Source organism: Bradyrhizobium sp. 141 (assembly GCF_023074055.1).
GTDB lineage: Bacteria > Pseudomonadota > Alphaproteobacteria > Rhizobiales > Xanthobacteraceae > Bradyrhizobium.
This window is the reverse complement of the sequence record NZ_JADPKR010000048.1, coordinates 19,095-33,620: the sequence shown is the minus strand read 5'-3', so window position 1 is coordinate 33,620 and position 14,526 is coordinate 19,095. Positions and strand designations below refer to the sequence as shown.

At 61.4% G+C, this 14,526-nt stretch carries 15 protein-coding genes; 4 read left to right on the top strand and 11 right to left on the bottom strand.

Annotated elements, in window-relative coordinates; genetic code table 11:
- Nucleotides 1-14: 14 nt before the first annotated feature.
- The 6 genes from IVA81_RS14000 to IVA81_RS13975 all read right to left on the bottom strand — a co-directional run bounded on the left by IVA81_RS14000 (nucleotide 15) and on the right by IVA81_RS13975 (nucleotide 4,298).
- The gene (locus IVA81_RS14000) at nucleotides 15-773 is read right to left on the bottom strand and encodes an amino acid ABC transporter ATP-binding protein (RefSeq protein ID WP_247318944.1); all 759 of its coding nucleotides are present in this window, start codon (nucleotides 771-773) and stop codon (nucleotides 15-17) included.
- Nucleotide 774: 1 nt separating this feature from the next.
- Complete coding sequence (locus IVA81_RS13995) at nucleotides 775-1,443, bottom strand: amino acid ABC transporter permease (RefSeq protein WP_247318623.1); 669 nt, start codon at nucleotides 1,441-1,443, stop codon at nucleotides 775-777.
- Between the two features lie 7 nt (nucleotides 1,444-1,450).
- Nucleotides 1,451-2,134, bottom strand: a complete 684-nt coding sequence (locus IVA81_RS13990) for an amino acid ABC transporter permease (RefSeq protein WP_247318620.1) — start codon at nucleotides 2,132-2,134, stop codon at nucleotides 1,451-1,453.
- A 10-nt stretch (nucleotides 2,135-2,144) separates the two neighbouring features.
- Nucleotides 2,145-3,044, bottom strand: a complete 900-nt coding sequence (locus IVA81_RS13985) for an NAD(P)-dependent oxidoreductase (protein WP_247318603.1) — start codon at nucleotides 3,042-3,044, stop codon at nucleotides 2,145-2,147.
- Nucleotides 3,045-3,098: 54 nt separating this feature from the next.
- Entirely contained in the window at nucleotides 3,099-3,839 is a 741-nt protein-coding gene (locus IVA81_RS13980; protein ID WP_247318600.1) for a FadR/GntR family transcriptional regulator, read from the bottom strand.
- A 225-nt stretch (nucleotides 3,840-4,064) separates the two neighbouring features.
- Nucleotides 4,065-4,298 (bottom strand): hypothetical protein, encoded by a 234-nt coding sequence (locus IVA81_RS13975; RefSeq protein ID WP_247318598.1) that lies wholly within the window; start codon nucleotides 4,296-4,298, stop codon nucleotides 4,065-4,067.
- A 127-nt stretch (nucleotides 4,299-4,425) separates the two neighbouring features.
- Here IVA81_RS13975 and IVA81_RS13970 point away from each other — a divergent pair, with 127 nt between their 5' ends.
- Nucleotides 4,426-5,202 (top strand): ion channel, encoded by a 777-nt coding sequence (locus tag IVA81_RS13970; RefSeq protein ID WP_247318596.1) that lies wholly within the window; start codon nucleotides 4,426-4,428, stop codon nucleotides 5,200-5,202.
- 150 nt (nucleotides 5,203-5,352) lie between these two features.
- On the opposite strand, the gene IVA81_RS13965 is transcribed toward IVA81_RS13970, so the two are convergent.
- The gene (locus IVA81_RS13965; RefSeq protein ID WP_247318593.1) at nucleotides 5,353-5,559 is read right to left on the bottom strand and encodes a DUF1127 domain-containing protein; all 207 of its coding nucleotides are present in this window, start codon (nucleotides 5,557-5,559) and stop codon (nucleotides 5,353-5,355) included.
- Nucleotides 5,560-6,931: 1,372 nt separating this feature from the next.
- Here IVA81_RS13965 and IVA81_RS13955 point away from each other — a divergent pair.
- Nucleotides 6,932-7,129: a hypothetical protein gene (locus IVA81_RS13955; RefSeq protein WP_247318587.1), complete on the top strand. Its 198-nt coding sequence runs from the start codon at nucleotides 6,932-6,934 to the stop codon at nucleotides 7,127-7,129.
- Between the two features lie 422 nt (nucleotides 7,130-7,551).
- Here IVA81_RS13955 and IVA81_RS13950 read toward each other — a convergent pair whose 3' ends face one another.
- Nucleotides 7,552-9,159: an ABC transporter substrate-binding protein gene (locus IVA81_RS13950; RefSeq protein WP_247318583.1), complete on the bottom strand. Its 1,608-nt coding sequence runs from the start codon at nucleotides 9,157-9,159 to the stop codon at nucleotides 7,552-7,554.
- Between the two features lie 381 nt (nucleotides 9,160-9,540).
- Entirely contained in the window at nucleotides 9,541-10,572 is a 1,032-nt protein-coding gene (locus IVA81_RS13945; protein ID WP_247318580.1) for an AraC family transcriptional regulator, read from the bottom strand.
- 660 nt (nucleotides 10,573-11,232) lie between these two features.
- Between IVA81_RS13945 and IVA81_RS13940 the strand changes: the two genes are divergently transcribed.
- Nucleotides 11,233-12,048, top strand: a complete 816-nt coding sequence (locus IVA81_RS13940; protein WP_247318577.1) for a DUF4886 domain-containing protein — start codon at nucleotides 11,233-11,235, stop codon at nucleotides 12,046-12,048.
- A 16-nt stretch (nucleotides 12,049-12,064) separates the two neighbouring features.
- Here the strand turns inward: IVA81_RS13940 and IVA81_RS13935 are convergent, their stop codons facing one another.
- The gene (locus tag IVA81_RS13935) at nucleotides 12,065-12,835 is read right to left on the bottom strand and encodes an exodeoxyribonuclease III (RefSeq protein WP_247318573.1); all 771 of its coding nucleotides are present in this window, start codon (nucleotides 12,833-12,835) and stop codon (nucleotides 12,065-12,067) included.
- Between the two features lie 40 nt (nucleotides 12,836-12,875).
- On the opposite strand from IVA81_RS13935, the gene IVA81_RS13930 reads away from it, so the two are divergent.
- A complete protein-coding gene (locus IVA81_RS13930) occupies nucleotides 12,876-13,097 on the top strand; it encodes a cysteine rich repeat-containing protein (protein WP_247318554.1) in 222 nt (73 codons plus the stop codon).
- A 149-nt stretch (nucleotides 13,098-13,246) separates the two neighbouring features.
- On the opposite strand, the gene alr is transcribed toward IVA81_RS13930, so the two are convergent.
- The gene (gene alr / locus IVA81_RS13925) at nucleotides 13,247-14,524 is read right to left on the bottom strand and encodes an alanine racemase (protein ID WP_247318942.1); all 1,278 of its coding nucleotides are present in this window, start codon (nucleotides 14,522-14,524) and stop codon (nucleotides 13,247-13,249) included.
- Between the last annotated feature and the right edge of the window lie 2 nt (nucleotides 14,525-14,526).

The window sequence follows — 14,526 nt, the reverse complement described above, 5'->3', positions numbered from 1 at the left end:
GTTCTCCTCTCCTGTTATGATTTTAAGTTTCCAGTGCCCACGAATTGCGTGAGCTCTGGCGTCGTCGGCGACGTCAGGATCGAAGCGGCGCCGGTCTCGTGGACCTTTCCGCGATGCATGAAGACGATCCGGTCGGCGATCCCCTTGGCAAAGCCCATCTCGTGGGTGACCATCACCATGGTCATTCCATCGGCCGCCAATTGCTCGATCACCTTCAGCACTTCGCCGGTGAGTTCGGGATCGAGCGCGGAAGTGACCTCGTCGAACAACATCACTTTCGGCTGCATCGCCAGCGAACGGGCGATCGCGGCGCGCTGCTGCTGGCCGCCAGACAGCTGTTCGGGATAGGCATGCAGCTTCTCCTCAAGTCCGACCTGCGCCAGCACTTTTTGTGCGAGATCCTTGGCCTGCGAGCCGGACAAGCCCTTCACGGCGCAGGGGGCCAGCGTGATGTTCTGCTCGATCGTGAGGTGCGGAAACAGATTGTAGCTCTGGAACACGATGCCGACATCCTGGCGCAGCGCGCGCAAGTTCACATCCGGACGGTCGACACGGTGCCCGCAGACGACGATCTCGCCGGCGTCGACCTTCTCGAAGCGGTCGATGCAGCGCAGCGCCGTGCTCTTGCCGGAACCGGAGCGGCCGATCAGCGCCAGCACCTCGCCGCGTTCGACGGCAAACGAGACGCCGTCGAGCACACGGAGCGGGCCGAAGCTCTTCTGCACGTTGCGGAGCGATACGATCGGTTCGGAGGAGGGTGCGTTCTGCTGCATGTCAGGCTGGCGCCAGGTTGGATCGGCCACGCCCCATCCGCCGTTCCAATCTTTGACTGAACAGCGACAGCGGATAGCACATGGCGAAATAGGTGACGGCGATGATCGCGTAGATGGCGAACGGCTCGAACAGCGAGTTGTTGACGATCTGGCCAGAGCGCATCAGCTCGACGAAGCCGACGACGGAGGCGAGCGAGGTGTTCTTGATGATCTGCACCATGAAGCCGACGGTCGGCGGCGTCGCGATGCGGATCGCCTGCGGCAGGATCACTTTCATCATGCGCTGGGTCCGGCTCAGCGCGAGGCCCTCCGCGGCCTCCCATTGCGGCTTCGGTACCGACTGGATGCAGCCGCGCCAGATCTCGCCGAGATAGGCGGCGACGTAGAGCGTGAGCGAGGCGCCGGCGGCAGCTAACGGCGAGACCTGCAAACCGATGGCGGCAAGGCCGAAATAGCCGAGGAACAGGATGACGAGCAGCGGCGTGCCCTGGATGAGCTGGACATAGAGGGCACTGGCGATCCGCACGGATTTGAGCGGCGAGATCCGCGCCAGCGCGATCACGAAGCCGACGATGCCGCCGCCGATCAGCGCGATCGCCGACAGGCCAATGGTCCACAGCGCGCCCTGGCCCAAAAACATCAGATGATTGATGTTGAGATGTCCGCCCATGATCATCTCACAATGGCGTGCCGAGCCGGCGCCGGCGCGGAAACAGCACGAGGCCGAGGCCCCAGAAGCCGGCGCGCATCACCAGCGACAGGATCACGTAGAGCACGGCGACGATGATGTAGGTCTCGAAGGCGCGATAGGTGTCCGACTGGATGTAGTTGGCAACGGCCGTGAGCTCCTCGGCCGAGATTTGCGAGCAGACCGAGGAGGCCAGCATCAGCAGCACGAACTGGCTGGTCAGCGCCGGATAGACCTTCTCGATCGCCGGTAGCAGGATGATGTGCCAGTAGATCTGCAGACGCGACAGCGCCAGGCCTTCGGCCGCCTCGATCTGCCCGCGCGGGATCGCCTCGAAGCCGGCACGCATGATCTCGGCGGTGTAGGCGCCGACATTGATCGTCAGCGCGGCCACGGCCACGGTGAAGGCGGAGAACTTCAGGCCGAGGCTGGCGAGGCCGAAATAGACCAGGAATATCTGGACCAAGAGGGGCGTGTTGCGGATGGTCTCGACATAGACCTTGCAGGCGCCTGCAATCAGCGCGTTGTGCGTGCCGCGTCCGACCGCCGCGAGCGTGCCGAACAGGGCTCCGAGCACCGTCGCGAAGGCCGCAAGCTCCAGCGTGAGAGCGGCGCCGGCGAGAAAACTCGGCCAACGCTCCAGCACCGCGGGAAAGTCGAGTTGGAGGCTCATCGTGTTAGATTCAGCCGGTTACCTGGTTGGTCATGCGGTCATAGACGCGGAACAGCGCCTGATTGCCGTTGCTGCCTTCGCCGTGGGCACGCGCATCGACATATTGGCTGGTGACAAGCGCGGTGCCGGGGAGCGGCACGCTCAGCGCCTGCGCGTGCTCCTGCACCAGGCGGAGGTCCTTGAGCTGCAGATCGATGCGGAAGCCGGCCGAGACGTCGCCCGCGATCATCGCGGAGCCGAGCTTGTCGAGCATCCAGGAGGCCGCGGAGCCACCGAGCAGCACGCGGCGCAGCAGATTGAGATCAAGGCCGGAGGCACGGCCGAGCGCCAGCGCCTCGCAGATCGCCTGAATGTTGATGCCGCAGATCAGCTGATTGCAGAGCTTGACGGTCTGGCCGGCGCCGGATGCGCCGACATGCGTGATGGTCGTACCCATCGCACGGAAGAACGGCTCTGCTTTGGCAAAGGCTTCAGCATCGCCGCCGGCCATGATCGAGAGCGCAGCGTTCTGGGCGCCCACGGGGCCGCCGGAGACCGGCGCGTCGATGAAGCCGACGCCGGCTTTTTGCAGATCGGCATGGATGCGGCGAACGGCAACCGGCGAGATCGTGCTCATGTCGACGATGAGCTTGCCGGGAGGCGGGGATTTCAGCAGGCCGTGCCCACCGTAAATGGTCGCCTCGACATGGGGCGTGTCGGGCAGCATGGTGATGACGATATCGGTGCCTTGCGCGGCATCGGCGGGACTCTCGGCGCGCGTCGCGCCTTCCTTGATACTGTCGGCCAGCGCGGCTTCGTTCAGATCGAAGACGCGGACCGCGTGTCCGGCCACCAGCAGATTGCGCACCATCTCCCGGCCCATCGTGCCGATGCCGATGAAGCCGACATTGCCCTTGTCGTTCCGTCCCATGTCATCAGTCCGTTTCTTGTTTGATCGGCTTCTTGATCGATTGGAAGTCCGCGATCAGCCCGAAGCGCTGGTCTTGTCGATATCGCCGACGACGGCGCGTCTGCGGTATTCGTCGCCGATCGCAAAATGCTTGCGTAGCGTCGCATCCGCGCGCTCCGGATCGCGCGCAATGACCGCTTCGAAGATTCGGCGGTGATCGTCCATCAGATAGGTCTTCACCGACGGGAAGGCCTGCACCAGCTCGCGGCGGCTGCGGTGCGAATGCGTCAACAGGCCCGCCAACGAAGCGTGCAGGACCGTCAGCGTCTCCGAATGCGAGGCGACGACGATGGCACGATGGAAGTCGAAGTCGGCCATGCCGCCCGCATCTGCCTCGTCGATCGTCTCCCCGATCTTCGCGAGCGCGCGCTGCAGCCGTTCGAAATCGGCGATGTTGGCGCGCTCGCAGGCGAGGCGGACCGCCTGGCATTCGATCGCGACGCGCGCCTGCATGACGTCGTCGAGCATGTCCGCGTGCTGGGCCAGCGCGAAGGTGAAGAAGTCGTTCAGCACCGACACGTCCGGCCGCGTCACCACGGTGCCGATGCGGTCGCGGATCTCGACGATGCCGAGCACGGTGAGGGCGCGCAGCGCCTCGCGGACGATGGGTCGGCTGACGCCGAGCAGGGTAGCGAGCTCGCGCTCGGAGATCAGGCGATCGCCAGGCTTGAGCGAGCCCGCAAGCAGGCGCTCGCGCAAGAAGGCAAACACCTTCTCGAACCCTTTTTCGCCGTCGGTGGCCCGCTTGAGTTCCATCCCTGTCTCTTTGGTCTGATCGTGGTCAGACCAGTATGATGACCAATGCGCGGACGTCAAGAGGCTTGGATCGGACAGTTTGGACAAGATCCCAAACGGCTCTATGGCTGCATGACAGGACGCCGGTCGCGCGAATGTCGCCGCTGAGCTTCGCTCTCGGTTCAGCTCCGCGTGGGGCGATGTCGGCGTCGCGCGCCCGACAGGCACTCTTGTTCAGGACACGGCTCAGCCCGGCATGGCCTGGTTGGCAATCCTCGCGCTCTCCTGGCTTTCGACCGACGCGAGGAGGTCCAATTGTCTCGCCAGAGCGAGAGGGGCATTGGAAACGCTCAGAAGAACATTGGCGAGGCGAGTCGCCGATCTTCCATCGTTGGCGCGCGCTCGATATTGCTCGGCGAACTCCCGGCATTCCTCGGCTTTGAGCATTTCAGCCCCCAAAGAAAGAGAACTGAACGCCACGTGGCGATCCTCGTTCCTAGATCGTCTGTCCAACGGACGAGTCCAGCCAGAGAGGCCAGGACTTGGTCGGATCTTGCGGCGCGCTGTCCGAGTTGCAATCATCCATGCAAACCGCGATCATGATTCAGTGACCTTCACGTCTCTCAGAAGCAACGTCCGCCGCCTTTACGAGGGCGCCACGCCGAGCGGCGTCCGCTTCCGCTACGCTCTGCTCGCTTTCGATATCGTGACGGTGCTGTTCATCATCGCAACCTCCTTCCTGCAGCCCAGCGAGATTGTTGAGACGCTCGATGTCTTGTTCGGCGTAACGTTACTTGCCGACTTCTCGGCACGGCTCCTCGTCGATCGGCATCCGTTTCGAAAATTTACTCAACTCGCGACCTGGGCTGACATGGTTGCGATCGTGTCCTTCCTGGCACCGCTAGCCGGAGAGGCGGGAGGCTTTCTCCGGATCCTGCGAACGTTGGGACTGCTGCGCGACTACCAGATGCTGGTGAGGTTGCGTATCGATTCTCCGTTCTTTCGGCGCAACGAAGACGTCATCTTCGCCGTGACGAACCTGGCGGTGTTCATATTCGTCATGACTGGGATCGTTTACGAGACCCAGAAGTTTCGCAACGATCAGATCCGGAACTACGCCGATGCCCTGTATTTCACCGTCACGGCGCTGACAACGACAGGCTTTGGCGACATTACCTTGCCGGGCACGGTCGGTCGTTTGATCACCGTCGTGATCATGATTTTCGGCGTAACTCTGTTCTTCAATCTCGCCCGCGCGCTGCTCAGTCCGCACAAGGTGCGATTTTCTTGCCCGGCTTGCGGGCTCCAGAGGCACGATGCCGACGCCGTGCATTGCAAGGCCTGTGGCACCGTTCTCAATATTCCTGACGAGGGCGCCACCTGAGGAGCTCTCGGGCCGGCGACGCAGGTGGACGTCGCTGCTGACAGCATGTTCCAGCAGGGGCTGGCTATGACCCTCTCCTGACAAACGGGGAGGGGTCACGCCGATCGAGGCAAGCTGTCAATGCGGTGAGCCGGTTCTCTAATCCGTGTTCTATCGGCGCTCAACTATCAATGCTTCCCAGAAATACCGCGCCACCTCGGCTTGCGCTTCGTACACGCCGATGCCGATGTCGCGGAGAAACTCGGGCTTGTCTCTGAGATCCGCGCGCAGCTCTGCCCTGAAACGAGACCGCCGCCACCATGTGGCGGGTAGACTGAAGATCGCGCGGATGCGAAGGCCGTCATCCTCGAAGGTCAATCCCGTTGCCGGTACGACGGCTGGCCGTTCGAGAACCGGGGTTTGCGCCAATCGGGGCGTCGAGATCGGCAAAGCTTGCGATCGCATGTCTCAGAACTCCCAAAACTCGTTCGTGGTCGCCGCGCAACAAGCCGAAGGCGCGGCAATCCGGTTCATTCCTCTCGGGGCGGAGCGTGGCGCCTGCCGCAGGTTCAGGCTCTTGTGCATTCTCTCGGCTTGCAATGAGGCGAACAGCGAGCGCCTCGCTCGCAAGAATTAGTCCTGTGAATCCCATGTTGCGATCCGATTTCGGCGCCAACTATCCGAAATTCGCGGAAAACGTGCGATCTGAGCGCAATTCTTGCAATCGACCGTAAGATGCAGCCCGCCACATTGTTTCACGCATCGCCAACCTGGCCAGCAACAGGCTCAGTCGCATCTACTCGGTGATGAACCGCAACAGAGGCTGGAGTTCTCACTCGACCTCGAGATGCCGCAGGGACGTAGGCTCCGTCGTCAGAGCGCGTCGGGCTGCATTCGAAGCTGAGTTTTGTGTTGGCCAACGCCAGTTCGTCCGAACTTCATGGCATGAATGGCTTCACAGTCTCTCGTTTTCCGCGAAATCCGGATAAAGGCCGCCACAACCGGATAGCCGCGCATGCGACGGCATACTTAGATCTTGGCAAGTTCGAGATTCTTCAAGCAGGAGCTCAGAGGAGCGGAGCCGGAGATGCGTCTGGAGGGCTGCCTTCTCATCGTCACAACATTCGGAGATCCACCATGCCTACCGCAACTGGCACGCGCCGCCTCGCGACGCCCGACGACCGGGCGGAGCCCAACCGATGGCGTCTCGGATTTTTCATCGCCCTGCCATGCTTTGTATTGATTGCAATCGCGGCTTTCTCGCAGCAGCCACCCGCAAAAGCATCAATCGACCCCACGGGGCCGTTGCCGGGGATCAATATTCCCTGATCGATTCTGCGTTGCGCCCATTCGCACGGAGCTGAGAGTCTATTTGCATAGGGCATTCATGATCCAGACCGCGGGGGATCTGCATTTCTGCTCATCTGATTTCAGTTTGCCTTGGCGCCTGTTTTACCTGGGCCTTTTGGGAAAAAGAAATTCGCCGGCGTCGGCAACGGCACTGCGAGCTCGTCGACGAGGCGCGACGCTCGCTGAAGCCCGGTCACTAGCCTGGAGATTATCATGCGAGCTCTTACAACCACCGCCGTTACGAACGCTCTTGTCCGGGCATTTCCTGCATCTTCATTACAGGCCTATGCGCTCAAACAGCTCGTGTTGTTCTGCGGAGCGGTCCTCTTCGTTTGGCTTTTGTCGACGACTTACGGGCTCGATCTCAGCGCCGGATTCTTCTAGCCGATCGGTTTGGACAATGAGCACCATCTCCTATCCACCTGAAGCTGCCCCCAAGGTTCATGGTCGCCTGGTCGAACCGGACAAGCGTCGCATCTTCGCTTTCATCATGTCGGCGTTACACTTGTCGCGGCGGCGGCACGCAAGTCGCGTCGTGCGCCAGTATGCGCACCTGCTCACACACGAACTCAAACAGGATTCCGGAGAACGGGAATGACCGTTGGCAGCTCGACGGGTCAAGGAAGATTGATGGTCCGCCGCCCCCAGGCCCGAGGCGAAATGGGTTGGCTGTTGGCCGTAGCAGCCGCATTTCTCATCGTTCACATCGTCGCCTTGGCAATCTGGGGACGCGCTTCAGCAGTTGAGACCGCGAATTCCCGGCCTGAGACGGTATGCTTGTTGTGCGATTGAGCAGCTGAAGCTGAGGGAAGGGGTAGGGCTCGAAGTACCACAACAGCCTTCCTACTCTGGCTTGCGAAGCATAGCCTTGCGATCGGTCTAGCTAAATTCCTTGTCGCTTTTGCGGAAGAGCGGACGCCTGAGTAGGAGGCAGAAGAGGCGCGCGTACCCGTTTTCACGGATGCGTCGCAGGAGCCGAAGCCACAGGGATGCATACTCCTACAGACGCGCGATCATTCATCACTTCGACTTATCGACATTCCAAAATAGCGGGGTAGCGGGGCCATCGAGCACACCGGAAAGCGATTTCCGCCAAGCGCTCGGTCTCACATATTGCCCAAGCGGGATATAGATCACTTGATCGTAGACTTCCTTCTGGATCTCCTCGGCGATCTTCTTCTGCTCGCTGGGCAATGACGAGCGCGCATACGCATCGCGGAGTTGCTCGATCTTGGCGTCCTCGGGCCAGCCAAACCAACCGCCTATCTTGCCCCTTGTATTGACTGCATTGTTGACCAGGGGGTTCATCATGTCGGAAGCGGCCGTGGTCGTGAAGAACATGTTCCAGCCGCCCTCATTGACGGGCTTCTGGCTGTTTCGACGGCTCACAACTGTTTGCCAGTCAGTCGCCTGCAAGTCTACGTTGAACCCTGCCTTGCGCAACAGTTGAGCAACGACGGTTGGCTGCGGCTTCAGCATCCATTCATTGGGTGCCAGGATGACGACCGGTGTGCCGTCATACCCGGTTGCTGCCAAGCGGCTCTTCGCCTCCGAAATGCCATCGCCCTTGACCAAACTCGCTGAACCGACATCGGATGCGAGCGGCGTATCGCAGATGAAGATTGCACCACAGATCTTATAGTTTTTGGGATCTCCGACCAGCGCGTCCAGCACGTCCTTCTGATTGATTGCCAGAAGCGCGGCACGGCGTATCTCGACCTTGTCAAAGGGCGGCAGCAGGAAGTTCATACGTCCGTATGTCTGAAAGCCGTCCTTGTTCAGAGTTCTGATCTCTATATCGTTGTTCTTTTGAAGGCTTGGCAGCAGGTCAACGGGCGCACTTTCTACAAAATCGATTTCGTTGGACTGCAGGGCGTAGATGGCAGTCTGCGCGTCAGGCATCGTGATCCACTCGACGCGATCGACCTTCACTATCTTGCCGCCAGAGGTCCCGCTCGGCGGCTCCTTGCGCGGCACGTAGGCGGCGTTTTTTTCGTAAGCGACTTTTACACCTGGCCGAAACTCGGTTTGCACGAACTTGAAAGGGCCTGACCCGATCTGCTCGGAAATCTGCTTGTCCGGTGGCGTCTCGGCAAGCCGCTTGGGCATCATGAATGGCACTAGCGTCGACTGCTTTGCGATCGATTGCAGCACGAGCCCGTAGGGTTCCCTAAGCTTCAGCGTGATTGTCTTCGCGTCGGTAGCCTCGAGGCTCGCGGCGGAATCCATCAGCCTCTGGCCCATCCCGTCACTCTTGCTCCACCGTTTGAGCGACGCCACGCAATCTTCTGCGGTCACTGGCGTACCGTCGTGCCAATTCAGCCCGTCGCGCAGAGTGAAGGTGTAGGTGAGCCGGTCGTCGGAGATTTTCCAGTCTGCCATCTGAGGCTGGACATCGAAATTAGCGTCGGTTGCGAGAAGGGTATCGTAGACCATGTAGCCGTGGTCACGCGTGATGTAGGCAGGGGTGAAGATCGGATCGAGGATGCGCAGATCCGAATGCATCACGGCCGTGATGGTCTTACCGGCGGCGAACGCCGCGAGACTAAGCGGTGGCGAGCATGCAAGGACCGACAGGAGGGTACTCAATGTGATGGCGAGACGTTTCCTGCGCGAAATCCGAAACATCCTACGTCTCCTGAAGAGATCCCAGTTGAAAAGTGTGTATACGTAAGATCCCGGACAATGAACGCTCTTCACCCCTTGCTGTCCCTGGCGCGCGGGCTGTTTTGTCCGTCGCTCCTGTGCTTTTCGCGCCACTGTTCTTCGCTGATCTCGCCCGAGCGCGGCCCACCCAATCCCCGATACAGGCCCTTTAGCGGGGCTTTTGTGCGGAGCGTTAAACACGGACTGCATGGAAAGCCCCCCGGTTCACGTCGGCGTAAGGACGCAAGCAGATGATTCAATTGGCCTGGGCAGCCCGTTCGTGGCGCGGCTGCGGAGTGGGGGCTGAACCTTTCTGCCTGGCGGATTAGACCAGGACGCGACTGGCCGACTTCTAAAGCGGCGCTATCGACCCTTGGCGGGTTTTTTGGGCGGGATCGGGCGGCCGGCCCGGCTGCGTGTCAAAGTATTCGACGGGCTTTCACCAAATTGGTTGCGATACTCGATCGCGAAACGTCCCAAATGACTGAAGCCCCACTCCATTGCAATTTGGGTAACGCTTGCAGCGCAGTCTGTGCCCAAAAGTGCCTGGCGAGCTTTGGCAAGCCGGGCGTTGCGCAAGTAGCGCATCGGCGAGACGCTGCGATGATCCTTGAAATGCTCGAGCAATGTTCGTCCAGGGACGCCAGATGCCTTGGCAATATCCACCAACGTAATCGGCAAATGCAAATGCGCCTCCATGAAATCGATGGCGCGCTTCACATCCCCCGGCCCATTCTTGTTTTCCAGGCGGTTCAGGGCGGCAGTGTAGTTGCTGGCCTGATTGAGCAGCAATCCCGTGATAATGAGTTGCTCGTACATATTCAGCATAAGGGGACTGGCCCCCTCCGGTCCCGCCTCGTCCAGGTCGGCGATGGCCAGATGCACTTGGCGGCGCAGGCTGCGCCCATGCGTCGTGCCGAAGTCGAGCTCTGGCAGAAACTCCAGCCTTCGTCCCGGTTGGTCGCCAAGCAACGCTGCCAGCTGCGTCATCACGGCGGCTTTGGTGATGTGGAGCGTTAACCGGTCGCTTTCGGCCGCTGACCGCATGGTATATTCTTCGGTCGAGGAGACGACGAATGAGCGGGCCGGGCTGCATTCAAGACTGCGTGCTTTGTTAGCAAACTCGGAACTGCCGCGCAGAGGAATGCTGATCAGGAAACGCTCCGGCCGCCCAAGATCTCGGGCCCCCGCCAAAACCGCAGACCCATAGTAGATGCGACCCATGTTGGTGTTGGGCAAAAAAACCATACGCGAAACGAGGTCGAGTGTGCCGGAATCGCGCGGTGACATTTCGAAGAAATGCGCCCCGCGCTCCATGAAAGCGTACGTCTCGTCCAGGTTCTTGCTGGCAAATATTTCGTAGCGGCTGAGAAGGCCTCCGGTCGGTTCGCGCATTCCCAGCCCCTTTCGCGGTTCATCTGGTTGCCGGACCACCGCGGCTCAACCTTGTAGCAGGCCTCCGGGCTCCAGTCTCTCGTTTTCGCGACTTCCGGATAGCTGCCGCCACGGTTGGATGGCCGCGCCGAACAGTCACGAACAGGTCTTGCGGGCAGTGCTGGGCTCGCCACTAAAGTCGCGCGCGCCAGCATGCAAAAATGCATTCGCGAAATCACGCGGCATGAAGCCAGAAAGAGGAGGGGGAAGCGTGCATCTCAACGGCGCGATTTTATTGGACTTGAGGCACCGACAGGACCTCCCGTCGATGTACTGCCGGCGGCGCACTGAAATTCTTCGATGGTGACATCCTGCAAGTGTTTTGCCCGACGAGTCAAACTCAATTTCGGAATATACGCAACTTATTGATCCGGCAGTGGTCGGCTACTGTGCATGGGGTTGTTTTTCATGTTTTTGTTTGGACTGTCCCGCAAGCGGCAAGCTTGTCATGGCGGTGAGACGGTTTTCGAAGTGACGGAGGCGCTTTCCAGCGTGATACGCTGCACCTCATCGACGGCAAGAACTTGGGGTGAGCTAGGCGCATGACCGCTGCACGTTCGTGCTCTTGAGGCCATTTTGAAAAACTGATTTGGTTCCGGCCCTGGAAATGGGGAGGAAACCATGATGCGTCTCTTTGCGCGAGTGATGCTCGCAATGTGTCTCGTCGTTGCAGCCTGCTTCAATGTCCACGCGCAGACGAAGCCGAAGGTGACTTCGCTCGGACCGGATTTTCCCAAGGCCGCGCTGTTCGTCGGTAACAGCTTCTTTTACTATAACAACGGCATGCCCGGGCATCTCACCTTCATGGAGCGGGCTGCCGATCCCGCCAACAAGGCGGCCTATCGCAACACCATGGTGACTATCGGCGGCTCCGGCCTCGACTGGCACGATATGGACAATCTGCTGCGGCCGGGCGGCCTCGGCGCCTATTCCTTCGACGAGCAGAACAACGTTATCTTCAACAAGCCTGGCCGGCAGTATGACGCCGTCGTGATGATGGATTGCAGCCAATGTCCGATCCATCCGCAATTGAAGGATGCGTTCACGACCTTCGCCGGGAAGGACAGCGAGATCGTCCGCGCTCACGGCATGCGGCCGGTGCTGTTCATGTCTTGGGCCTATGCCGATAAGCCCGAGATGACGGAGACATTGGCCGAGGCCTATACGACGGCCGGCAATGCCAATGATGCGCTGGTCATTCCTGCTGGCCTTGCCTTCGCGCGCGTGCGCAAGCTCCAGCCGGAGCTCAATCTCTACGCGCCGGACAAGCGACATCCCAGTCCGGCGGGCACCTATCTGGCGGCATGCGTGACGTTCGCCGCGCTGACGGGACGTTCTCCGGTCGGCAATGCCTACGTCATGGGGCTGGATGCCGAGACGACACAGCTGCTGCAGAAGGCGGCATGGGATACGGTGCAGGAATATTACGGGCGATGAACTTAGGAAATCGCCGCTATTTCAACACCACCCACGTCGGCGCGTGATCGCTGGCGCCATCCTCGCCGCGGACCTGCTTATCGACACCCGCCTTGGCCAACCGTGAGGCAAGGGCAGGGCTGAGCAGGAGATGATCGAGCCGCAGGCCCGCATCGCGCGGCCAGCGGTTTCGCTTGTAGTCCCAGAACGTGTAGATGCGCTGCTCCGGATGCAGCTCGCGGATCGCATCGCACCAGCCTTGTTCGACCAATGAGGCAAAAGCCGCGCGGCTCTTCGGCTGGATCAGCGCATCCTTGTCCCATGAGCGCGTCGGATAGATGTCGATCTCATCAGGCGCGACGTTGTAGTCGCCGGCGAGCACCACTGGCAGATCCTGCTTGATGAAGGTCCTGGCGTGGCGCCTGAGACGTGCGAACCAGTCGAGCTTGTAGTCGAATTTCGGTCCCGGCTGCGGATTGCCGTTGGGCAGATAGATGCTGGTGACGATGATGCCGCGCACGGCGGCCTCGATGTAGCGCGCTTCGTGATCGCCAGTTCGTCCAGGCAAGCGGTCGCGGGTGAGAATGGGCTCGGCCTTGCGGGCGAGGATGGCGACCCCGTTCCAGGTTTTCTGTCCACACCATACCGCGCCATAGCCGGCCTTTTCGATCGCGGCCGCCGGAAATTCGCCATCACTTGCCTTCAATTCCTGAAGCGCGACGACATCGGGCTTCGACGCGCGCAGCCATGCCAAGAGATTGGGCAGGCGGCGGTTGATGTTGTTGATGTTGAATGTCGCGATCTTCATGTAGAGCTACCGGCTCCTGCCTTCCGTACCCGGAGATACAATGTCCAAGTTGAACTTTGCCGCTATCGTCGTCGCTGTCGCGTTCTCCGGGCTCGCGTCGGCACAATCGCCGGACCCGCGCGGTGCGTGCAAGGCAGATTACGACAAATTCTGCGCCGGCATCGCGCCCGGCGGCGGCAAGGTCATTGCCTGCCTCAACGACAAGCGCGACCAGCTCAGCGCGACCTGCAAGACGACGCTGGACAGCAGGAAGAAGAAGTAAGTCTCGTGTCCCGGACGCGCGAAGCGCGAGCCGGGACCCAGAAGGCGGCACGACGCAATGTAGAGAAATGGGTCCCGGCTCTGCAGCGCACTACGCCGCGACGCACGGCGCACTGCGCTGCGTGCGGGGGACGAGAGTCTTCATCGGGACTAGCCCGGCAGCGGCGGCGGGGCCGGCGGCTGCTCGACCGGCGGCGGTGAGGGCGGCTGCTCGGCTCCGGTCGCGGCAGCCGGCTTGACCAGCGGCTCTTCCACATTGCCGCCCTTGTAGAGCCGGGCATAGCGGTGCCCGAGGCTGGTCAGCACCTCGTAGCCGATGGTGCCGAAATGATGCGCGAGCTCATCGACGGTGATGCCCTCGCCGAGCAGCGTCACCATATGGCCGCGCCGCGCCGCATTCGGCGGCAGATCGGTGATGTCGATCGCGATGAGATCCATGGAGACGCGGCCGGCGACGGGGCAGCGCTTGCCGGCGACGATGACCTCGGCGCCGCGGGTGCCGTCATTGGAGCTGGCGGCGCGGAAATAGCCGTCGGCATAACCGACTGCGATGATCGCCAGTTTCGTCGGCCGCCGCGCAGTCCAGGTGCCGCCATAGCCGACGCTCTCGCCGCGCTCGATGGTGCGGGTCTGCACGATGCGCGCCTTGAGATCGACCACCGGCTGCATCGGATTGTCGGCCTCCGGCGTCGGGTTGACGCCGTAGAGCGCAGCCCCCGGCCGCACCAGGTCGAACTGGAACGGCGCGCCGAGGAAGATGCCGGAGGAATTGGCGAGCGCCGCCGGCACGCCGGAGAATTCGCTGGCGATAGCGCGGAAGGCCGCGAGCTGCTTGGCGTTCACCGGGCTGTTGAGCTGCTCGGCGGAGACCAGATGGCTCATCACCAGCGTGATGCCGTGATCGCCAGCGTTGATGCGGGGGATGATGGCCTGCGCTTCCGATAGTGTAAGGCCAAGCCGGTTCATGCCGGTGTCGATGTGCACCGCTGCGCCCCCGGTCCAGCCGGTGCGGCGGCAGAACACGTCCCACTCCGCGAGCTCGTTGAGATCGCCGATTACCGGCCGGCAATTGATCTTGGCGTAGTGCTCGCCGGTGTTCTGGAAATAGCCGCCGAGCACGTAGATCGTGGGCTCCGGGACGGCCGCGCGCACCTTGCGCGCCTCGTCGATCGTGGCGACGAAAAAGGTCCTGCAGCCGGCCTTGCTCAGCGCACGCGCGACCTCGGCGGCGCCGCAGCCATAGGCGTCGGCCTTGATCACCGCCGAGCACTCGGCCGGCACCGCCGTCTTCTCGAGCTTGCGCCAGTTGGCGATGATGGCGTCGAGATCGACGGTCAGCACGCCGCCATAGGCTGCGAGCGCGGCGGCCTGATTGGCCTCCGCGGAGAGAAGGCCGGATTGCGGGTTCATTTTCGGGTCGGACGCCATTG